Consider the following 22,291-nt stretch of genomic DNA (forward strand, 5'->3'; position numbering starts at 1 on the left):
TTATAGATCGACTCCTTGTCCTTTAAGGTAGTAGCGTACCAATTCCTCAACGATTTCATCACGCTCATACTTACGGATTTGATTTCGTGCATTGTTATAACGAGGAACGTAGGCAGGGTCACCACTCAATACATAACCGACGATCTGGTTAATCGGATTGTAGCCCTTGTCATTCAAAGAAGCATAGACGTCTGTCAACGTTTCGCTAATTTCTTTCTTATTGGAATCATCCAATTTAAACCGTACAGTTTCTTCAGTAAATCCCATTCTAACACCCTCTTTCCTTAGAATATTACTATTATAGCATATTTCCTTACGTTCTACAAATAAATCAGTTTGTTTATTTGGATTTTCTATTGTTCTGTCGCCCCATTTGCCACTCTGTCAGCAATATACTGGCTAGGTTCGTTTTTTAAGAGATTTTCAAGGCCGATATTTTTTAAATATTCCAGCTGAGATGCCTTTTTGACATCCAATACTTGAAAATCATAAGTCGTTGTAGTCTGGATTTCTGTCTCGCTGAGTAGCTTTGTTTCCAGTTTGAATCCTGCTAGTTTGCGTGCCTCTTGGATGGTCTCATCCTTTTCTTCCGCTTCTAGAAGCGCTTTTTGCGTCTCCTCTAGGCCATTTTCAGAGATAAAGGTCTTGAGTTCATCCCCGACAGGTCGTTTTTGCTGAATGGTCAAGGTCAAAAACTGATTACCTTTATAGGTAATGGTCTGAGTCTGCTGCGTTCCATTTTCTGACTTCGGCATCAACAGGGTCTTGGTAACAACCGTATTCTTTTCGGCATTGTCCAAAACGGGAAGGTTTGATTGAAGAGGTTCAGATGCTGTTGTGGTAGCAGCAGGAGTTTCCTTTTTTTGCCCACATCCCGCAAGCAAAAAGAGGAGAGCAAAACTAGCAATTAGTAACTTTTTCATAATTCCTCACATGATTTTAAAACAAAAGAGCAAACAAGGCCAGGAGTCACTCCCAGCCTTGATGTTTTATAGAGCTGCACGTAGACGTGCTTCTGCATTTTCTACATTACGGACAGAGCGTGGCAAGAAGGCACGGATATCATCTTCTTTATAGCCGACTTGCAGGCGCTTCTCGTCAACGAGAATCGGACTCTTTAAGATCCGTGGTGTTTCCATGATTAAGTTGAGCACTTCATTGACACTCAAATCCTCGATGTCAACTCCAAGTGCCTTAGCGTAGCGGTTTTTTGACGAAACGATACTGGCAATTCCATTATCTGTTTTCGTGAGAATATCTAATAACTCTTCTCTTGTAATTCCTTCTTTACCGAGATTTTGTTCTTTATAACTTAACTGGTGGGCATTGAGCCAGGTTTTCGCTTTTTTACAGCTAGTACAACTTGAGACTGTATAAATTTTGATCATGTACCTACCCCTTTCGCTACATGTTACTATCAGTTTAGTCTATTATACCATAAAAAACATCCGACTTGCGACCTATTTTTAAAAAAAATTAACTTTTTTCGCGATTTTCGTACTTTTTTCTTGACAAAATCAATTTATAACCAACTTTTAAATTTTTTGATATACAATCGTTTTACAACTGTAACACTTATCATATAGAGAACGATAATCAAAAGCAAAAAGAGGAAATAAATTGGTTCCAAAGGGGTTAAATGAAGCAGGCTAGCAATTGAAGAGTAGGGAAGGAAGGTCACAAAACTAGCTGCTAGCAAGGTTGTTCCAAGAACAAACCATGATGGACGACTTTGTAAGAAAGGAAGTTTTGCTGAACGAAGCATATGGATAACCATGGTTTGGGACCACATGGATTCAATGAACCAACCTGTCTGGAACAAAATGATAAAGCCCGTTGCAGACTCTGCTCCGTGAGCATAAGCTTGACCTGTCGCCATTGGAACAATGACAAAATAGAGCAAGATAAAGGTCAAAATATCAAAGGCAGAAGAAATCGGACCCATCCAAATCATAAAACGAGTAATAGACTTAGCTTCCCACTTATGGGGATGCTTCAAAAAGTCTTCATCTACATTATCAAATGGCAAGGCAATGCAAGAAAGGTCGTAGACGAGGTTTAACACAATCAAGTGAATCGGAGCCATAGGAAGGAAAGGTAAAAAGATACCAGACACTAGCAGAGAGAAAATGTTCCCGAAATTAGAGCTGACCGTCATCTTGATATATTTGGTCATGTTGGCATAGACTTTGCGTCCTTCAACCAGCCCTTTTTCAAGCACCATCAAATCCTTATCTAGCAAAATGACATCAGCCGTTTCTTTGGCAATATCTACTGCTGTATCAACAGAAATCCCCACATCGGCCACTTTCATAGAAGGGGCATCATTGATCCCATCTCCCATATAGCCGACACAATGTCCATTCGATTTGATTTGTAAAATGATTCGTGCTTTTTGATCCGGAGAGAGTTTGGCAAAGACCGTCACTTTCTCAACTGCTTGAGCCAACTCTTCGTCCGTCATGGCATCAATATCAGAACCCAACAAGATTTGATCAACGTCTAAACCAACTTTTTCGCAAACTGCTTGGGTTACCTTCTCATTGTCTCCCGTCAAGATCTTTGTTTGAACACCGTGTTCTAACAAAGCTTGGATAGCAGGTGCTGCTGATGGTTTTGGTGGATCTAGAAAGGCAAGATATCCTGTTAGAATCATCTCTTTTTCATCTTCAACTGAGTAAGCAAAACCTTCTTTTAGGCCTGTTTTATAAGCGACTCCCAAGACTCGCAATCCCTGTTGATTAAGTTGATCTACTTCTTTTAAGATTTCCACTCGGATATCATCCGTCAGAGGGCTAATCTCACCTTGATATTCCACATGGGTTGAGATCGCAAGCATTTCCTCTAGGGCACCCTTGGTTACCAAACTAACAACTTCGTTCTCATCCTTGACGATGACACTCATCCGTCTGCGTTCAAAATCAAAAGGTAATTCATCTATTTTTTGGAAGCTAGTATCTAAATTTTGTAGAATAGCGTGTTCTTTAGCTTCTTTTTCAGTTCTACTGATAATAGCACGGTCCATTAAGTTTTTCAAACCGGTTTGAAAATAGGAATTGAGGTAGGCCCGTCTCAACACAGACAAATCCAAATCTCCGTGTATATCCAAAGGATATTCAAGGACAATTTCGTCTTGGGTAAGGGTTCCGGTTTTATCCGTGCATAAGATATCAATAGCACCTAGGTCCTGTATGGCATTGAGTTTTTTGATGACGACTTTTTCCTTGGCCATGATAATGGAGCCTTTTGCTAAACTAGCCGTGATGATCATAGGAAGCATCTCAGGTGTCAATCCAACACCAACACTCAGTGCAAACACACCTGCTTCCAGCCAGTCGCCATCTGTCAAGCCATTGGAGAGAAAGACGATGGGAACCATGACCAACATCAAACGGATCAAGAGCCAAGAGATGCTGTTCATCTCCCGTTCAAAAGAGGTCGGTTCGTCATAGGTATTGAGAGTCTGCTCGATTTCTCCCATCATGGTATCATCACCAACCGCTAGAATCAAAGCCTTGGCACTTCCTGATATCACGTTGGTTCCCATAAAGGCGAGCGCTTCTGCTTCTAGCAGACTATCGAAGTTTGACTGACTCATTTTTGACAAGGCTAGTTTTTCAACCGAGTCACTTTCACCTGTCAAACCAGACTGTTGAACAAAGAAATCGCGTGATTCAATTAAAATGAGGTCTGCTGGTATCATATCCCCAGCACTTAACTTGACTATATCTCCAACGACCAAATCTTCAATTGCGACCTCTAAACTCTGGCCTTCGCGAATAACTGTGGCAGTGTTCACAATCATTTTTGATAGATTGGTCGCAGCCTTGTCACTCCGCAGTTCTTGGACAAAGCGTATGCCACCAGAAATCAATACGAGAACGACGATGATGATAGAGGTCGTCGGATCTTCTTGGCCAGGCTTTGCCAACCAGACGTTGGTCACCATGGAGATCATAGCGATAACCAGCAGGATGATTGTAAATGGATTGATAATAGATTCGTAAATCTTTTTGAGGATACTGTCTTCTTGACCCTTGGTAATGGTGTTTTCGCCATATAGGTCACGATTTTTCTCCACCTGCTCCTCAGTCAAGCCTGTTAGACTTGTCTTATAAAAAGATAGAGTTTCTTTTAAAGGTGTATGAATAGCTGCTGCTAATCTTTCTTTTGTAGTTTTCATTGGTTTCTCCTATCTGTATGAATGATGTGTTTCATACACAGAGACCAATCACTTTATAAGGGCAGAACGACACAAATCAGCGATTGGCTGTGTATGTGCGGTTCTGGATGATCGTCAATTTGCATCGTTTGTCTCCTTTCTTTTTCTTAAAACAGTAGAAAATCCCACCATAAAATGGCAGGATTAAAAAACTAATTATCTGTTTTTTCGTTCAAGCTTTAACTCCATAGGGCGATGTAATGAGCTTAGTCTTGGCCTTCGCGACCAGGACTGTTGACCAACGAGTAGTGTCTCCACTGCTTTGCGGTAGTCATCCGTATCCCTATGGTAGCCTCACCTACCGTTTTCGTCTATCAGTATAAACCTTTAAAATATAAAAGTCAACGATTTATCTCATTTTTTAGATAACAATCAATTCTTTTGGAGCAAGTGTCAATAACTCACAACCTGTTTCTGTAATCAAGATATCATCCTCGATACGAACGCCGTATTTCCCTTCGATATAGATGCCCGGTTCATCTGTCAAGGTCATTCCTGCCTTGATTGTATCCGTCGAGGTTTGGCTAAAGTAGGGTTCCTCATGGATATCGAGTCCGATACCGTGTCCGATACCATGAGTAAAGTAGTCGCCATAGCCTGCCTCGATGATAATATCACGAGGAATTTTGTCAAAGTCGCGGAAACCTAGACCTGCCTTAGCTTGGTCAATCAGAGCTTGGTTGGCTTTCAGAACCGTATTGTAAATCTCTGCCTGCTCGTCACTGACATGCCCTAGATAGATGGTCCGTGTCATATCGCTGACATAGTGGTCATAGAGACAGCCGAAGTCCATGGTGATGGCTTCTCCTGCTTCAACCGGTTTGTGCATTGGATGAGCATGGGGCTTAGAAGAGTTGATGCCACTTGCTAAAATGGTATCAAAAGACAAGCCTGCCGCTCCTAGCTCACGCATACGGAAATCAAGGAAGTTGGCAATCTCAATTTCAGTCTTTCCTGGTTTGATAAAGTCAAGGGCATCGCGGAAAGCTTGGTCTGAGATAGAGCAAGCCTTGCGAATAGTTGCGATCTCCTTTTCATCCTTAATCATACGAAGACCCTCAACAAACTGAGTTTGAGGAAGCAATTCCAAACCTTCAAATGCTACCTGCATACGATGATAGTAAGAGACAGAAATCTCATCTTCAAAACCGATGCGAGACAAGCCCATATCCTTGACAATGCCTGCAATAACAGCCAATTCATCGCGGTCAGCCACAATCTCAAAACCTGTTACTTCTTGCTTAGCTGCAATGATATAGCGAGAGTCTGTCACCAAAACCTGACGGTCATGGCTGATAAAGACTGTTCCATTTGAACCCCAAAAACCAGTCAAATAATAGATGTTTTTAAGGTTGTTGATGATGATACCATCTAGTTCTTTTTCTTGCATTTTAGCTAGAAATGCTTGCACACGTTTATTCATGATGTAACTTTCCTTTCAAATAGTGTCCTGTGTAGCTGGCTTCATTGGCCGCTACTTCTTCTGGAGTTCCTGTTGCGATGATGGTTCCACCACCGACACCGCCCTCAGGTCCCAAATCGATGATATGGTCTGCCGTCTTGATGACATCCAGATTGTGCTCAATGACGAGGACAGTATTGCCATCGTCGACAAAGCGAGCTAAGACTTTAAGCAAGCGAGCGATATCCTCAGTATGAAGCCCTGTAGTTGGCTCATCCAGAATATAGAAGGATTTCCCTGTCGAGCGTTTGTGGAGTTCACTAGCCAACTTCATACGCTGAGCTTCTCCTCCAGAAAGGGTGGTAGCCGGTTGCCCTAGCGTTACATAGCCCAGCCCCACATCCTTGATGGTCTGAAGTTTGCGTTGAATCTTGGGAATGTGTTGGAAAAATTCCACCGCATCGTTGACGGTCATGTCCAAAACCTGCGAGATATTTTTTTCCTTGTAGTGAACTTCAAGGGTTTCACTGTTGTAGCGAGTCCCATGGCAAACTTCACAAGCAACATAAACATCTGGCAAGAAGTGCATCTCAATCTTGATGATCCCGTCACCTGAGCAGGCTTCGCAACGACCACCCTTGACGTTAAAACTGAAGCGGCCCTTCTTGTAGCCTCGTATCTTAGCTTCATTTGTCTGGGCAAAGAGGTCACGTATATCGTCAAAAACTCCTGTATAGGTAGCTGGGTTGGACCTCGGCGTTCGTCCAATGGGGCTCTGGTCAATATCAATCAAACGGTCTACATGCTCAATCCCTGTGATGGTTTTGAATTTACCAGGCTTGTCTGAATTACGGTTGAGCTTCTGGGCAATAGCTTTTTTGAGGATGCTGTTGATTAAGGTCGATTTCCCTGAACCTGACACACCTGTCACCGCAATGAATTTTCCCAATGGGAAGCGAGCAGTGATATTTTGCAAGTTGTTCTCACGCGCTCCCGTCACCTCGATAAAGCGACCATTTCCGGCACGGCGCTCTGCTGGCACTGGAATGGCACGTTTCCCTGACAAATACTGGCCTGTGATAGACTTGCTGTTGCGAGCCACCTGCTTGGGCGTTCCTGCAGCGACAATCTCTCCACCAAAAACACCAGCACCCGGACCAACATCAATCAGATAATCCGCCTCGCGCATGGTATCTTCATCGTGTTCCACCACGATGAGAGTATTGCCCAAGTCACGCATCTTTTTCAGACTGGCAATCAAGCGGTCATTGTCCCTCTGATGAAGACCAATCGACGGCTCATCCAGGATATAGAGGACACCTGATAGATTGGACCCAATCTGAGTCGCCAAGCGAATACGCTGACTCTCCCCACCTGAAAGGGTCCCTGCCGAACGCGACAGCGTCAAATAGTTAAGACCTACGTTATTGAGGAAGGTCAAGCGATCCTTGATTTCCTTGAGGATAGGACGGGCAATGATGGCCTCATTTTCAGACAGGGTCAGCTGGCTCACCAACTCCAAGTGGTCTGCGATAGACAGGTCTGAGATTTCACCGATATGTGGTCCTTGCTCCCCACCCACACGGACAGACAAGGCCTGGTCATTGAGACGGTAGCCATGGCAAGTTCCGCAGGTTAGTTCATTCATGTAGAGACGCATTTGGGTGCGTGTGTAATCACTGTTAGTCTCATGGTAACGACGCTTGATATTATTGACAACCCCCTCAAAAGGAATGTCAATATCGCGCACACCGCCAAATTCATTCTCATAGTGGAAATGGAATTCCTTGCCATCCGAGCCATAGAGAATCAAGTTTTTATCTTCTTCTGACAAGTCCTCAAAAGGCTTATCCATATCCACTCCAAAGGCTGTCATGGCCTGCTCTAGCATATTTGGATAGTAGTTGGATGAGATAGGATTCCAAGGTGCTAATGCTCCCTCACGCAAAGTTTTGCTGGTATCAGGAACCACCAAGTCAACATCCACCTCCAGCTTGATGCCCAAACCATCACACTCACTACAAGAGCCAAAAGGGGCATTGAAGGAGAAGAGACGAGGCTCTAACTCTGGTACTGTAAAACCACAAACTGGACAGGCATAATGCTCAGAAAAGAGCAACTCAGAATCGTCCATAGTGTCGATAATCACATAACCTTCTGCGATACGAAGGGCAGCCTCAATGGAATCAAAGAGACGGCTACGAATGCCCTCCTTGATGACAATACGGTCGACCACGACATCGATATTGTGTTGCTTACTCTTAGACAGCTCAGGCACTTCGGTCACATCATAGACTTCCCCATCCACTCGGACACGGACATAACCGTCTTTCTGAACCTTTTCAATGACACTCTTGTGTTGCCCTTTTTTCTTACGAATGACCGGAGCTAAAATTTGCAGACGTTGGCGTTCTGGCAACTCCAAGACCTTATCCACAATTTGCTCCACAGAAGAGGCCTTGATAGCCCCATGTCCGTTGATACAGTATGGCGTCCCCACACGTGCGTAGAGGAGACGCAGATAATCATTGATTTCAGTCGTCGTTCCCACGGTCGAACGAGGATTTTTACTGGTGGTTTTCTGGTCGATGGAAATAGCTGGGCTGAGGCCATCAATGGCATCCACATCTGGTTTTTCCATATTGCCCAAGAACTGGCGAGCGTAGGCTGACAAACTCTCTACATAGCGACGTTGGCCCTCCGCATAGAGGGTATCAAAGGCCAGACTGGATTTCCCAGACCCTGACAAACCAGTCACAACAACCAGCTTGTCTCGCGGAATCTCCACATCAATATTTTTTAAGTTATGGGCACGTGCCCCATGAATCACAATTTTATCTTGCATCTTTGTTCTTTCTAGTCCATTATTGCTTTCCATTATACCAAAAAATGTGAAATTCTATTACCCAAAAAGCTGTTTTTATAGTATAATAGTACGGTGCAAAAAATGAATCACTGAATAGTAGGAAAGGATAGGGGATATGAAACAAGTTTTTCTCTCAACAACAACTGAATTTAAAGAGATCGACACGCTTGAACCGGGTACTTGGATCAACCTCGTCAATCCTACACAAAATGAATCGTTGGAAATCGCTAACGCCTTCGACATTGACATTGCCGACCTTCGAGCACCGCTCGATGCGGAAGAAATGTCCCGTATTACCATCGAAGATGAGTATACTTTGATCATCGTGGACGTTCCCATCACAGAGGAAAGAAACAATCGTACCTACTACGTTACGATTCCGCTGGGGATTATCATCACCGAGGAAACCATTATCACCACCTGCTTGGAATCCCTCCCCGTTCTCGATGTCTTTATCAACCGTAGACTGCGCAACTTTTACACCTTCATGCGTTCACGCTTTATCTTCCAGATTCTCTACCGCAACGCCGAACTTTACCTTACGGCCCTTCGTTCGATCGACCGCAAGAGTGAACAGATCGAAAGTCAACTTCACAAGTCTACTCGAAACGAAGAGCTGATCGAGCTCATGGAATTGGAAAAGACCATCGTCTATTTCAAGGCCTCACTTAAGACGAACGAACGCGTGATTAAGAAATTGACCAGTGCAACCAGCAATATCAAGAAATACCTAGAAGACGAAGACCTACTCGAAGACACTCTGATTGAAACCCAACAGGCCATCGAGATGGCAGATATCTATGGAAATGTCCTTCACTCTATGACAGAGACCTTTGCCTCTATCATTTCCAACAACCAGAACAACATCATGAAAACCCTGGCTCTCGTGACCATCGTTATGTCTGTCCCAACCATGATCTTCTCAGCCTATGGTATGAACTTCAAGGATAATGAAATCCCTTTGAACGGTGAACCACACGCCTTCTGGTTAATCGTCTTTATCGCCTTTGCTATGAGTGTTTCACTCACTCTCTATCTCATCCATAAAAAATGGTTCTAAGAGGAATCCCTATGTCTCAGATTGATTTACAAAAATTAACTAAGAAAAACCAAGAGTTTATCCACATCGCTACCCAACAATTCATCAAAGATGGCAAAACAGACGCTGAAATCAAGGCTGTCTTTGAGGAAGTCATTCCTAAAATCCTTGAAGAGCAAGCCAAAGGGACGACTGCACGTTCCCTCTACGGAGCTCCTACCCACTGGGCTCACAGCTTCACTGTCAAGGAGCAATATGAAAAAGAGCATCCAAAAGAAAATGACGATCCAAAACTCATGATTATGGACTCAGCCCTTTTTATCACCAGTCTCTTTGCATTGGTTAGCGCTCTAACTACCTTCTTCTCTACAGATCAGGCTATTGGCTATGGGTTGATTACCCTCTTGTTGGTTGGACTTGTAGGAGGACTTGCCTTCTACTTGATGTACTACTTTGTCTACCAGTACTATGGACCAGACACAGACCGTAGCCAACGTCCTCCATTCTGGAAGTCCATCCTAGTAATTTTGGCCTCTATGGTCCTTTGGTTGGTTGTCTTCTTTGCAACAAGCTTCCTACCAGCAAACCTCAATCCAGTCCTTGCTCCATTGCCTTTGGCTATCCTGGGAGCTACCCTTCTCGCTCTTCGCTTCTATCTCAAGAAACGTTTCAATATCCGAAGTGCAAGCGCGGGCCCATCACGTTATTAAGAAAAGTGAAAAGCTATGGCATATAGTCAATCTTTAGCTCAGCAGATTCGAAAAATTCTAGCACTCAAACTTCCTCCCCAAATTTTCGAAGAAGAGTTAGAAGAAAAGAGACTGTTTGGTGGCCTGGCCTTTATGATTCGTGGGAAAATGGTCCTTACAGTCAGTTCCAGAAAGGACGAGCTGGTTATGGTGAGAATTGGCAAAGAAATGGAAAAGCAAGTTCTACCCCGAACAGGAGCTCATACTACATTGATGAGAGGGCGACCTTATCATGGCTATATAGACCTAGATATCGAAGGTCAAAAAGAACTTCCTTACTGGATTGATTTAGCTCTCTCCTATAATCAAGAGTTGACCAAGTAACTCATATCTAGCGAGATTAGAAAAACGAAAAGCAACTGCATAGGCGGTTGCTTTTTCACTTGCTTTCTTGAGATTCAATAGCACTTCTGAGTCTCATTCTTGTAGTTTTCTCTCATCTTTTGTGATAGAATAGGCTCATACTCAATGAAAATCAAAGAACAAACTAGGAAGCTAGCCGCAGGTTGCTCAAAGCACTGCTTTGAGGTTGTAGATAGAACTGACAAGGTCAGTAACATATATACGGCAAGGCAAAGCTGACGTGGTTTGAAGAGATTTTCGAAGAGTATCAATCTATTTCTAGGAGGATGAGATATAGTTTCTACTATTGGTATTGTTAGTTTGTCTAGTGGTGTTATCGGAGAGGATTTTGTCAAACACGAAGTCGATTTGGGTATTCAACGTCTCAAGGATTTGGGACTTAATTCTGTCTTCTTGCCCCATTCGCTAAAGGGTTTAGACTTTATCAAGGACCATCCTGAGGCACGTGCAGAAGATTTGATGCTGGCCTTTTCTGATGATAGCATCGACATGATCCTATGCGCCATCGGTGGGGATGATACCTATCGCTTGCTACCTTATCTTTTTGAAAACGACCAGCTTCAAAAGGTTATCAAGCCAAAGATTTTTCTTGGCTTCTCAGATACCACTATGAACCACCTTATGTTGCACAAACTAGGGGTCAAGACTTTTTATGGGCAATCCTTTTTAGCAGACATTTGTGAATTAGACAATGAGATGTTGCCCTATAGCTTTCACTACTTTAAAGAATTGATCAAGACAGGAAGAATCTCAGAAATCCGCCCTAGTGACGTTTGGTATGAGGAACGGATTGACTTTAGTCCCAAGGCCCTGGGAACAGCTCGTATCAGTCATACAAATACTGGTTTTGACTTGTTGCAAGGAAATGCTCAGTTTGAGGGAGAAATTCTCGGTGGTTGTCTTGAGTCTCTCTATGATATTTTTGACAACTCTCTACACGCAGATAGCACCGACCTCTGCCAAAAATACAAACTCTTCCCTGACTTATCCGACTGGGAAGGAAAGATTCTCTTGCTAGAAACAAGCGAAGAAAAGCCTGAACCGGAAAACTTCAAAAAGATGTTACAGGCTTTGAAAGAAACTGGGGTATTTGAGGTCATCAGTGGACTATTGGTCGGAAAGCCAATGGATGAAGCCTTCTATGACAACTATAAAGAGGCACTAATGAGCATCGTTGACAGTAATATCCCAATTGTCTATAATCTAAATGTCGGTCACGCAACTCCAAGAGCCATTGTGCCCTTTGGCGTTCACGCTTATGTGGATACACAGAAGCAAGTCATTCGCTTTGACTATAACAAAAAATAAACAATTTCTCCATTTTTGTGCTTTGGTATTGATTTTCGTTACAATTTGTGTCTGAATTTATTGCATTTTGCTTATTTCTATGATATCTTTTTAAAGGAGGTGTATATGACTAAACAAAAAATAAATCAAATTGTCGGTTCAATTGGAGCCTTTATCGGGATTGTTGTATTTATCGCCTACATCCCACAAATTTTTGCCAATTTACAAGGCAACAAAGCTCAACCATTCCAGCCTTTATCCGCAGCAGTATCTTGTTTAATTTGGGTTATTTACGGATGGACAAAAGAGCCTAAGAAGGATTGGATACTAATTATTCCAAACTCAGCTGGCGTTGTCTTAGGTGGACTGACATTTCTTACTGCACTATAAAAGTTACTAGCATATAATCAAAAAGCTGAGATAATTTTCTCAGCTTTTTCTATTTTCTCAGATAGTTAGACGCTTGGACTCACTAATTTCCGTTTTTCCACTCGCAATCATTCTCGTGGTCATCAACCAGGCCTGCAGCCTGTAGAAAAGACAAGACGGCGACTGGGCCTGTGAACTTGAAGCCTCGTTTTTTGAGATCTTGAGATAACTTTTCAGACAAGGCTGTTTTAGTAGGTGCTTGGTGATAGTCAGGAACATCATTCACGATCGTTTTCCCCTTAACAAAGGACCAGAGATAAGCGTCAAAAGAGGCAAAGGTTTTCTGGATTTGTAAAAATGCTTGGGCGTTGGCACGCGTCGCAAAGAGCTTGGCACGATTTCGGATAATGGCTGGATTCTCTAACAAGGCTTCCAACTCCCCATCTGTCATTTCCGCGACCGCTTGAATTTGATAGCCACGAAAGGCTTCTCGGAAAGCCTGGCGTTTGTTTAGTACCGTTTCCCAAGATAGACCAGCCTGATAGGTTTCCATACAAAGCAGTTCAAAAAGAGCGCGGTCATCATGAAGGGGCTGTCCCCACTCTTCATCATGATAGGCCACATATAATGGGTTGTTCATTTTAACCCAACCACAGCGTTTTGTCATACTCTTCTCCTATTTGACCAACATCTTAAGGGCCGACTTGATATAGTTCTCAGCTGTATCTGTCGTTCCTTCAAAGAATTTCTTGATTTTCTTGAGCTCAGTCGCCTTGTAGCCCAGTGCCAACATGGCTTCCATAGCTTCTTCCAGTTCTTGGTTTTCAACGCTGGTTTGCACTGCCACCTTGGCAGGAAGGTCATCTCCTGCAACTACTACCTTGCCTTCCAAGTCCAGCACCATCTGCTGGGCTGTTTTCTTACCAATCTTAGGAAACTTGGTCAGGTAGGTGATGTTTTTCTGCTCAATGGCTTGCACTAAGCCGGCATTATCATCAGCCGCAATAATAGCCAGAGCAGACACTGGGCCAATACCTGAGACTGAGATCAAGCTGAGAAAAAGTTGCTTCTCCTCCTCGGTCGCAAAGCCGTACAGAAGCTCCGCGTCTTCTCTCACCACCTGGTGCACATAGACCTTGGTTTCCTGATGAAGATGCCCTGAATAAGCATAGGGATTGGCTACATGCAAGATATAGCCGATAGAGTTGACTTCCAATACGATGTACTTGGCTGTAATTTTACTGATGATTCCTTTAAAATATTCGTACATTATTTTCACTTTCTATAATTGATTTGCAATTCCGTGTAAATGCGCTGCTCTGATGATAAGAAGCAGCCCAAGTACTGCACACACAATAAAAACGAGCCAAACACCTACAGCACCTGTTGCAGCGCTGATAGAAATCATCGCCCCCGCTAAAATAGACGCTAAAGGCTGCGCCATATTAAGGAAACCTGAGTAGGTTCCGAGCTTATTCTCATTCATCATTTCCGCCCGCAAAACTTGGCTTGGCGGCATGCAGATGAGTTCCCCCATAGTATAGAGAATGGCTAGCAAAAACAGAGCCCAGAAACTCCTGAAGACAATGGTGAAAAGCATACCCAAGTCAAAGATAATACTTCCCAATAAAAACTGCGGTATGATCTTCATTTCCTTGGTCAAACGATTGGCAGTCGTTATGAAGCAAACAATAATCAGGGTATTGATAAAAACCATGATACTGAGCATCTTAGCTCCTGAAATATGAATACCGAAAACACTACTCGCGATGAATGACTCTTTCAAATGAACGGGTATATAATTGTCAATTTGCAACCAGATAACACCATTAAATACAGTCCCTAACGTATAAAGTAGGAAAATTTTGTCCTGAAAAACAGAAGCATAATTTTTCACAGTTGCCAAAGGACTGCTACCATGCTCAAAGACCAGATTAGCTGGCTTGCTTTCTGAAAAATATTTCCAAGCGAGGAAAAAATTCAAGAAGCTAATCACCGTCAAAACCAGAAGCAACTCAAAAAAATGGTGGTCGTAAAAGAAACCTGCAAGCCCTGCTCCTAACATAACGGATACATTGACAAACCAATAACTAATCGTATAAACGAAACGGCGATTTTGCTCGTCGGTCAAATCAATAATCATCGCATCAATAGCCGGCCAAGAGAAAGTTCCTGCGGTCTCTGCCAGCAACATTCCGACAAAAGTCAAAAAGGGAAAAATATGATTAGGCATATTTGCCAGCAGCACAAGAAAGTAGCCACTCGCAAGACCAAAGTTTCCCCAGTCAATGACTTTCTTACGTCCCCAAAGATCCGCCAAATGTCCACCATACAGTCCAGCTAAAAAACCAATGAGTTTGGTTGTGATCATCAATAACCCCGCCCAAAAGGCTCCAAAATATTGAACATAGTACATGGCCATAAAAGGAGTAATGGCACTCTCTAAAATCCGTGCTACAAAGCTCATCCATTCCCGCATTTGAATTTGCTTGGGGAGGGCAAAAAATTCTTTCATCTTTCATTCCTTTTTCATAATTTCTTCGCTTTTTCTTACCTAGTATATCATATTTTTTTGCTGAAAACTGCAAACACAAGTGCAACCTCTGGTTGACAAATAGTACAAGAGATTGTATTCTCATTATAAGTAAAAATTGTTAGGATAGAGGTAGAAAAAGGAGGATAGAATCATGAAACTCACAGAAAAACTATTTGAGCTCCGAAAGGAAAAAGGTTGGTCCCAGGAAAAGCTAGCTGAACAAATCAATGTTTCTCGGCAAAGCATCTCAAAATGGGAGTCTGGACAAGTCTTTCCTGAAATCGAAAAAATCATTGAATTAAGCAAGATTTTTCAAGTGACAACTGACTATCTGCTACTGGATGAAAACTCTGAAAAAGATTCCACAGCAGTAATTTTTGAGGAAGACAAGGACAAATACTATAAGGAGGTTAAATCCTTTGGTCTTTGGCAAGTGATTTATATTTTCGTCTTAGCTCTGGCTATCTATCTCTTTTTGGCTGGTTCTAGTTTTCCAGCTGAATTCACTGCTTGGATCTGGCTAACCTTCGTTCTCTTAATCGCTTCAACGATTGCTATCAACAAGGCTCTAAAAATCAAGAAAAAGTATCTGGACAAGGTTATAGGCCTTGATAAGGATTCTAAGAAAGAAGGTGCTAAAGATGAAACTAAAAACTGACAATCCCATACCTGTCAAAACGCGTCTCAAAGAACTCTTTGGCGACTGGCTCTTTATCTCGGGCTACCTCATTGCTCTTTTTTTACTAGCTATGGGCTTTTATAATCTGGTTCTAAAAGGCATTCCTGCATTCACTGAAGCCCAGAGCCAGTTTCTGGCTTTTTCTACCTCAGTCCTGCCTCTAACTATAATCTTTGCTTGGCTAGACTATAGAAAAGGCAGTTTTGGCAAGCGTTGGGCAGGTTTACAGTTGATTTACAAGCATAGGAGCTTTGCCCAAAGCCTTTTGCGCTCTGCTATCAAGTTTTTCCCTTGGCAGCTAGGACATATGGGAGCTATCCGTAGTGCTTATCAAGCAGATGCCCTGTCAATTTTCTTGTCAACTTCAGCAGGTATTCTCTTCTTGATTTTTCTGCTGACGGGACTGCTTCGTAAGGACAAACGTCATCCAGCTGATTTGCTTGCTGGAACACAAGTTCAGCTCAAAAATTCAAAACAGCTCTAGTTCCATGACTAGGGCTGTTTAATCTTCTATAAAGTTTAGTATTTCCCCAACTCCCGCAGGCTAGTATGATTTTCCTGAATGCGTCGGAACATTTTTTCCATATCCGACTTGGTAAAATGCACCAAAACAGGACGTCCGTGGGGACAGTTATAGGGATTGTCACATTGAGAAAGCTGATAAAGGAGCTGTCGAGCTGAATGGTCATCAATACGATGGTTGGCCTTGATAGACCGCTTGCAGGACATCATGATAGCCATCTCTGCTCGGTATTTCTTGACCGAAACTTCCTTGGTCAAAAGGAGCATGTCACACATTTCATAGATGCCAGACTCGATTTCTTCTTCTGCCATCCAAATAGGATGTTCACGCAGGATAAATTGATTTTCTCCGTACTCTGCTAGAAGTACGCCCACTTCCTCCAAAAGAGACATTCTTTCCCTGAGACGAAGGGCATCATCCGCAGGAAATTCAAAGATATAGGGCACTAGGAGTTGTTGCTGGCTCTGGTCAACATTGCCAATGCTTTCACGGTATTCCTCGTACTTAACCCGTTCCTGAGCCGCATGCTGGTCAATGATATAGAGTCCATCTCGACCTTGGGCAAAGAGATAAGTCCCGTGCATTTGCCCGAAAAATTCCAACTCTGGGAAGCTGGATGCTTCTTCTCGCTCCAGCTTATCATAGGCTTTGTCCAAACTAGCTAAGTCTAACTCTGGGTGGTCTAGTTGGTCATAGCTGACAGGCTTTCTCTCTGCAAAATGGAGTTTTGCTGGCTTGGTCAGCTGGTCCAAGGTTTCCTTGGCAAACAGGGTTAGGTCCCTACCTTCCTCAGTTAATTCAACCTGATGATCAGCCACCTCAGCTTGATTAGGTTTTGAGAGTTCTGTTTTTTCATAGTAAAGCGTATTTTCTTTGAGTGGAAGAATAGTCTGCTCTACCTTTTGACGATTACGCACAGTAGATTTGGCCAGATTTTCTAAAGCATCTGGAATCAAGGCTTGTTCCTTGAGACTTTTTGCAATAGCTTCTGAAACCAGCGCCATCAACTCTCTTTCCTTGGAAATTCGTACTTCTTGCTTAGTCGGATGCACATTGACATCCGCTAGATAAGGGTCGATATGGATGTGAATGACAGCCAGTGGAAAACGCCCTACCATGAGCTTGCTGCCATAGCCGTCCAGAATTGCACGATTGAGCAGGAAGTTCTTGATATAACGGCCATTGATAAAGAGGCTGATATAGTTACGATTTGCTCGGGTTAACTCAGGCAGAGACACAAAACCTGTAATTTCGAAATCTAAGTCAGAGTTCTCAATTTCAATCATCTTCTTGGCACTCGCCAAACCGTAAATCCCTGCGATGGCTTGGCGTAGTTGACCAGTCCCTGCCGTCCGCGTCATTTCCTTGCCATCACTAATCAAACTGAAGGAAATCTCAGGATGGGCCAAGCCCAGACGGTTGACAATATCAATGATATGAGACAGCTCCGCTTGCTGGCTCTTCATATACTTGAGGCGGGCAGGTGTGTTGAAAAAGAGGTCCTCCACACAAACTTTGGTCCCCACAGGACTAGTCGCTGGGATGACTTCCTCAACTTGACCTCCACGCGCAACGAGCTTGGTCCCATGACTCGCACCATCCACCGCCGTCAACAGAGTCAAGACACTGACAGAAGCGATAGAGGGCAGGGCTTCACCTCGAAATCCGAGCGTCCGAATCCGAAAGAGGTCTGCTTGATTTTTTATCTTACTGGTTGCATGACGACGCAGGGCCAATTCCACCTCATCGTGGGCAATTCCATGGCCATTATCTGTGATTTGAATCTTCTTAAGACCAGCTTCCTCAATCTCAATGATAATCTGACTAGAACTCGCGTCAATGGCGTTTTCTACCAACTCTTTAACCACACTGGCAGGACGTTCAATGACCTCGCCTGCCGCGATCTGGTTTGCCAGCACCTCTGGCAATTCAATAATATGAGACATCTTTCAGCCCCTTTCTGTATCTATTTTCCTAGAAATTGATTAGTGCTATTATACCATATTTCAGATACTATCAGAAAAAGCAAATACCACATAGACTCCAAATCTCTCCACATAGACAAAAGCTCTTGCCATGGGTCGTAAAATAGTGTTTAATAAAGGTGTACAGGAAGTGATCACAACCTTGTATAACTGAAAAGGAGAGAAATTTATGAAAGTAGAACTACAGATTAAGGAGACTTATGAGGAGGAAAAGCTGATTGTCCAAACTCCTCAGCCGACCGAAAAAGTCCAGAAAGTCATCGAGTTCGCAGAAAATCTTGACCAAAAAGAAACAATCAAAGGAAAGATTGATGATCAGGTCTATCTAGTTAAGATTGGTAAGATACAACGCTTCTATATCGAGAATCGCAAAGTTCTAGCAGAAACTGCATCTCAGACCTACAGCATTGATTTGCGACTCTATCAAGTGCTTGACATTCTACCGACCACTTTTATCCAAATTTCCCAATCAGAAATCGTTAATATTGACGCTATCTCTCATCTCAAACTAACCCCCAACGGCCTGGTCGAAATCTTTCTCAAAAACGAAAGCTTTACCTACTCATCTCGCCGTTACCTAAAAACCATCAAGGAGAAATTAGAACTATGAAAAAACAAATCTTTCACGATGCAGCCACTGGTGTTCTTATCGGCCTCATCCTCTCTATCCTCTTTTCACTCATTTATGCCCCAAATACCTACGCTCCACTGAGTCCTGATTCTCTAGTCGGACAAGTGATGGTGCAACATCAAGTTCACGGTTCCTTGGTCTTGCTCTACTGTATGGTCATCTGGTCAGCTATCGGAGTTCTCTTTAGCTTTGGCAGTCGCTTATTCAGCCGTGACTGGAGCTTGCTCCGTGCCACACTTTCCCATTTCTTCCTCATGCTGGCTGGCTTTGTCCCACTGGCAACTCTGGCTGGTTGGTTCCCCTTCCACTGGACCTTCTATCTCCAGCTCATTCCAGAGTTTGCGATCGTCTACCTTATCATCTGGGTTATTCTCTATAAAAGAGAAGCAAAAAAAGTAGACCACATCAATCAACTCTTGGCCCATAAAAAGTAATAGAGAAAAATCCCACTCACAAATGCATGAGTGGGATTCTTTTTATAACTTTTGTTTGAGTTCGACCAAGACATTCATAGCCTGCATAGGTGTCATATTGTACACATCCAGTTTAGCTAATTCTGCTAGGATAGGATGCTCTGCAGGCGCGTCAAAGAGTGACATCTGTTCAGTAACAGCACTTGTTTCTCTCATCGGAGCAGGACTTTCCGTCCCTTGATTCTCCAGTTGAGTCAATATCTTATCCGCCCTTGCTAAAAGTTCTCCTGGTAAGCCAGCAATCTTAGCAACGTGGATACCATAGGATTTGTCAGCTGGCCCTGGTTCAATCTTGTGAAGGAAGGTGACCTGCCCATCCTGTTCTAAGGTTGCCACGTGGACATTGACCAAGTGTTCCAAACTGGACTCCAGACTAGTCAACTCATGGTAGTGGGTCGCAAAGAGGGTTTTGGCTCCGATATGTTCATGGATGTATTCGATGATGGACTGAGCAAGAGCCATTCCATCATATGTTGCAGTTCCGCGTCCCAATTCATCAAAGAGAATGAGTGAGTCCTTGGTCGCATGCGAAATGGCATTGTTAGCCTCCATCATCTCCACCATAAAGGTTGATTGACCTGAAACCAAGTCATCTGCCGCTCCGATGCGAGTAAAGATAGCATCGAAGATAGGCAAGTAGGCGCTCTCAGCAGGAACATAGGAACCCATCTGGGCCATAACCGCAGTCATGGCTAGCTGGCGCATGTAGGTAGACTTCCCGCTCATGTTGGGCCCTGTAATCAATTGAATGCTGGTATCTTCTGACATCTGGATACTATTTGGAATATAGGTCTGGGCTCCCATGACCTTTTCGACGACAGCATGACGCCCTTTCTGGATAGCGATTTGTGAGTCGTCACCGAACTCAGGTCGAATCAAATGCTGGGTTTCAGCCACAACCGCCAGACTTTGCAAAACATCAACCGTCGCAATTCCTTGGGCTAAAGCCTGCAAACGCTGGATGTACTTGCTGACTTCCTCTCGGATACGCATAAAGATTTCGTACTCTAGGTTGGCTGACTTCTCACGCGCCTCCAGCATATCTCCCTCGATACGGGCCAACTCCTCAGTCCCAAAACGTTCTGAGTTTTTCAGCGTCGTCTTGCGGAAAAAGTGGGCTGGCACATTTCCCAGTTGCGAATTGGTCACATGGAAATAGTAGCCATCTTTTTTATTGTAGTCAATCTTGAGCGTGCTGATACCAGAGTTTTCTCTCTCCTTAGCCTCAATCTCTGCAATCCAGCTGGTCCCTTCTCTGAGTACACGACGGTACTTGTCTAAGGTCTCATCAAATCCCGTCCGAATAATGCCACCTTCCGTAATCACATGAGGGGCTTCAGGGGCTATCGCTGCGCTAATCAAGCTCTCTAACTCTGGAATGGCATCCAACTGTGCGATGAGATAGGCTAAAGCAGGCTGCTCCATGCCTTCTAAAATCGCACGAATCCGTGGTACACTAGACAATGTGGTCGCCAGTTGCAAGAGATCCTTGGGATTGGTCTTGCCAAAAGAAACCCGACTAGCCAAGCGTTCGATATCATAAACACCCTTGAGACTGTCCGTTAAATCACTACGCTCAAAGAAATGGTCAAGAAAGACCTGCACCACCTCTTGACGTTGGACGATTCGTTCCTTATCAATCAAGGGACGATGAATCCAAGACCGCAAGAGCCGCATACCCATAGCCGTTTTGGTTTCATCTAAAAGCCAGAAAAGACTGCCTTGCTTCTTACCTGAACGGGCATTTTCAACCAAATCCAAACTAGCCTTAGTCGCATAATCCATCTGCAAGAAATCTTTGATTTCATAGCGGATAACTTGTTTGAGGTGGTTCAATTCCCGCATCTGGGTCCGATGAACATACTGGAGTAGCTTACTAGCCGCCGCTTGCTCCACAGCTGCCAGTCGTGAATCCAGTAAATGAAGGTCCTCAAAGGCTTCTTTTTCATAAGAAAGCACCAAATTCATCTGACGGCTGAGGATTTGTTCTTCTTCCTCAGACAAGTCATAACCCAGCACCACTTCTCGAGCCTTAAGGTTACGGATTTCTCCACAAACGAGAGTAAAATCCAATAAACCTGTCACATAAAAATCACCTGTCACTAGATCCATATAAGCTAGGCCAAATTGATCGCCATCACGATCTAAGGCAACCAAGAAATTATTCTGACTATCCGGCTTACTGCTATCAACGACCGTTCCAGGTGTGATGACCTGGACCACCTCTCGCTTGACAACACCCACTGCTTGTTTGGGATCTTCCATCTGCTCGGCTATGGCTACCTTATAGCCCTGTTCAATCAGAACATCGATATACTGCTGGGCAGAATGATAGGGGACACCCGCCATGGGTATCGGATTTTCTGCATTTTTATTCCGACTCGTTAAGGAAATTTCTAAAATTTGCGCTGCATTAATTGCATCTTCATAGAACAACTCGTAAAAATCACCCATTCGAAAAAGCAAAAAAGCATCTGGGTATTGTTTTTTAATATCCACATACTGTTGCATGCCGGGTGATAGCTTTTCTGTTGCCATTTTCCGTCTCTCCTTGCTAAAAATAAGTCTTGAGAGCAACTCCCAAGACCTTATTTATCTTTCATCAAATCTAGCAAACGATCTTCCATCAGTTTGGCAACGTGCTGGTCTCGACAAATAACCAATAAGGTATTAGCACCAGCAACCGTTCCTAAAATCCATTCATCCTTGTTTGCATCTACAATGTTTGCTAAGACTGCAGCTTCCCCAAGTTTGGTATGAAGTACTAAGGTGAACTCTGCTCTTGCAACTCCTTCTAAATGATGAGACAAAAACTCAACTAAATCAATCTTATCTGTCTCATTTGCTAGTACATAATACACCATATCATTTTTCTTAACCTTGGTCAAGCCGATTTCACGCAAATCACGTGACAAAGTCGTTTGTGTCACATAAACATTACGAGCTTCTAAACGATCTTGAATCTCTTTTTGTGTCCCAAGTTTTTCTTCGGTGATCATCTTTTTAATCAATTGATGCCGTTCTCTTTTTCTCATATTATCCTCTTAAGTGAATATTTATAACAAGTTTTACATTTATTTTATAACTACATTATACCAAAAAAAATAGATAATTCAAAAAAATTCTTTTCTTTCTCAAAAAATGTAGTAAATTGTGTTAAAATAGTA

21 protein-coding genes and 1 riboswitch are annotated in these 22,291 nt (G+C 43.2%); of the genes, 9 read left to right on the top strand and 12 right to left on the bottom strand.

Annotation, left to right across the window (positions count from 1 at the left end; translation table 11 throughout):
• The 6 genes from B7714_RS03485 to uvrA all read right to left on the bottom strand — a co-directional run bounded on the left by B7714_RS03485 (position 1) and on the right by uvrA (position 8,469).
• A complete protein-coding gene (locus B7714_RS03485; RefSeq protein WP_000507059.1) occupies positions 1-267 on the bottom strand; it encodes an IreB family regulatory phosphoprotein in 267 nt (88 codons plus the stop codon).
• An 86-nt stretch (positions 268-353) separates the two neighbouring features.
• A complete protein-coding gene (locus B7714_RS03490; protein WP_000734690.1) occupies positions 354-923 on the bottom strand; it encodes an SP0191 family lipoprotein in 570 nt (189 codons plus the stop codon).
• A gap of 66 nt (positions 924-989) precedes the next feature.
• Positions 990-1,388, bottom strand: coding sequence for a transcriptional regulator Spx (gene spx / locus B7714_RS03495; RefSeq protein WP_000591165.1), 399 nt, complete (start codon positions 1,386-1,388; stop codon positions 990-992).
• Positions 1,389-1,522: 134 nt separating this feature from the next.
• The gene (gene mgtA / locus B7714_RS03500; RefSeq protein ID WP_084859653.1) at positions 1,523-4,183 is read right to left on the bottom strand and encodes a magnesium-translocating P-type ATPase; all 2,661 of its coding nucleotides are present in this window, start codon (positions 4,181-4,183) and stop codon (positions 1,523-1,525) included.
• Positions 4,184-4,378: 195 nt separating this feature from the next.
• Positions 4,379-4,530: riboswitch (M-box (ykoK) riboswitch) on the bottom strand.
• A 53-nt stretch (positions 4,531-4,583) separates the two neighbouring features.
• Complete coding sequence (locus B7714_RS03505; RefSeq protein WP_084859654.1) at positions 4,584-5,645, bottom strand: M24 family metallopeptidase; 1,062 nt, start codon at positions 5,643-5,645, stop codon at positions 4,584-4,586.
• The gene (uvrA, locus tag B7714_RS03510) at positions 5,638-8,469 is read right to left on the bottom strand and encodes an excinuclease ABC subunit UvrA (RefSeq protein ID WP_084859655.1); all 2,832 of its coding nucleotides are present in this window, start codon (positions 8,467-8,469) and stop codon (positions 5,638-5,640) included. Before uvrA ends, B7714_RS03505 begins: the two co-directional genes overlap by 8 nt.
• Before the next feature lie 136 nt (positions 8,470-8,605).
• Between uvrA and B7714_RS03515 the strand changes: the two genes are divergently transcribed.
• From B7714_RS03515 to B7714_RS03540, 5 genes are all read left to right on the top strand, one after another.
• Complete coding sequence (locus tag B7714_RS03515; protein WP_000815620.1) at positions 8,606-9,550, top strand: magnesium transporter CorA family protein; 945 nt, start codon at positions 8,606-8,608, stop codon at positions 9,548-9,550.
• An 11-nt stretch (positions 9,551-9,561) separates the two neighbouring features.
• Positions 9,562-10,239 (top strand): DUF1129 domain-containing protein, encoded by a 678-nt coding sequence (locus tag B7714_RS03520; RefSeq protein ID WP_000077995.1) that lies wholly within the window; start codon positions 9,562-9,564, stop codon positions 10,237-10,239.
• Between the two features lie 15 nt (positions 10,240-10,254).
• Complete coding sequence (locus B7714_RS03525; RefSeq protein ID WP_084859656.1) at positions 10,255-10,602, top strand: TfoX/Sxy family protein; 348 nt, start codon at positions 10,255-10,257, stop codon at positions 10,600-10,602.
• A 312-nt stretch (positions 10,603-10,914) separates the two neighbouring features.
• Complete coding sequence (locus tag B7714_RS03535; RefSeq protein ID WP_084859657.1) at positions 10,915-11,949, top strand: S66 family peptidase; 1,035 nt, start codon at positions 10,915-10,917, stop codon at positions 11,947-11,949.
• A 105-nt stretch (positions 11,950-12,054) separates the two neighbouring features.
• On the top strand, positions 12,055-12,318 hold the full coding sequence (locus B7714_RS03540) for a SemiSWEET family transporter (RefSeq protein WP_000166113.1): 264 nt from the start codon (positions 12,055-12,057) through the stop codon (positions 12,316-12,318).
• An 82-nt stretch (positions 12,319-12,400) separates the two neighbouring features.
• Here the strand turns inward: B7714_RS03540 and B7714_RS03545 are convergent, their stop codons facing one another.
• Genes B7714_RS03545 through B7714_RS03555 form a run of 3 tightly spaced genes read right to left on the bottom strand, consistent with a single transcriptional unit; the run spans position 12,401 to position 14,812 of the window.
• The gene (locus tag B7714_RS03545; RefSeq protein ID WP_084859658.1) at positions 12,401-12,964 is read right to left on the bottom strand and encodes a DNA-3-methyladenine glycosylase I; all 564 of its coding nucleotides are present in this window, start codon (positions 12,962-12,964) and stop codon (positions 12,401-12,403) included.
• A 9-nt stretch (positions 12,965-12,973) separates the two neighbouring features.
• Positions 12,974-13,567 carry a Holliday junction branch migration protein RuvA gene (gene ruvA / locus B7714_RS03550; protein WP_084859659.1) on the bottom strand — a complete coding sequence of 198 codons (594 nt, stop codon included), beginning with the start codon at positions 13,565-13,567 and terminating at the stop codon, positions 12,974-12,976.
• Positions 13,568-13,579: 12 nt separating this feature from the next.
• Entirely contained in the window at positions 13,580-14,812 is a 1,233-nt protein-coding gene (locus B7714_RS03555) for an MFS transporter (protein ID WP_000657468.1), read from the bottom strand.
• Positions 14,813-14,984: 172 nt separating this feature from the next.
• Between B7714_RS03555 and B7714_RS03560 the strand changes: the two genes are divergently transcribed.
• Positions 14,985-15,491: a helix-turn-helix domain-containing protein gene (locus B7714_RS03560; protein ID WP_084859660.1), complete on the top strand. Its 507-nt coding sequence runs from the start codon at positions 14,985-14,987 to the stop codon at positions 15,489-15,491.
• Positions 15,475-15,996, top strand: a complete 522-nt coding sequence (locus B7714_RS03565; RefSeq protein WP_084859661.1) for an RDD family protein — start codon at positions 15,475-15,477, stop codon at positions 15,994-15,996. The genes B7714_RS03560 and B7714_RS03565 overlap by 17 nt, the downstream gene beginning before the upstream one ends.
• Positions 15,997-16,031: 35 nt before the next feature.
• Here the strand turns inward: B7714_RS03565 and mutL are convergent, their stop codons facing one another.
• Positions 16,032-17,981 (bottom strand): DNA mismatch repair endonuclease MutL, encoded by a 1,950-nt coding sequence (gene mutL, locus B7714_RS03570; protein ID WP_084859662.1) that lies wholly within the window; start codon positions 17,979-17,981, stop codon positions 16,032-16,034.
• A gap of 208 nt (positions 17,982-18,189) precedes the next feature.
• On the opposite strand from mutL, the gene B7714_RS03580 reads away from it, so the two are divergent.
• The gene (locus B7714_RS03580) at positions 18,190-18,630 is read left to right on the top strand and encodes a LytTR family DNA-binding domain-containing protein (RefSeq protein ID WP_045592795.1); all 441 of its coding nucleotides are present in this window, start codon (positions 18,190-18,192) and stop codon (positions 18,628-18,630) included.
• Positions 18,627-19,085: a DUF3021 domain-containing protein gene (locus B7714_RS03585; protein WP_084859663.1), complete on the top strand. Its 459-nt coding sequence runs from the start codon at positions 18,627-18,629 to the stop codon at positions 19,083-19,085. The genes B7714_RS03580 and B7714_RS03585 overlap by 4 nt, the downstream gene beginning before the upstream one ends.
• Positions 19,086-19,127: 42 nt before the next feature.
• Here the strand turns inward: B7714_RS03585 and mutS are convergent, their stop codons facing one another.
• Both mutS and argR read right to left on the bottom strand, forming a co-directional pair.
• Entirely contained in the window at positions 19,128-21,662 is a 2,535-nt protein-coding gene (gene mutS / locus B7714_RS03590) for a DNA mismatch repair protein MutS (RefSeq protein WP_084859664.1), read from the bottom strand.
• Positions 21,663-21,712: 50 nt separating this feature from the next.
• The gene (argR, locus tag B7714_RS03595) at positions 21,713-22,159 is read right to left on the bottom strand and encodes an arginine repressor (RefSeq protein ID WP_001231483.1); all 447 of its coding nucleotides are present in this window, start codon (positions 22,157-22,159) and stop codon (positions 21,713-21,715) included.
• Positions 22,160-22,291: the final 132 nt, after the last annotated feature.

This window comes from Streptococcus oralis subsp. oralis (assembly GCF_002096595.1).
GTDB classification, from domain to species: Bacteria; Bacillota; Bacilli; order Lactobacillales; family Streptococcaceae; genus Streptococcus; species Streptococcus oralis_D.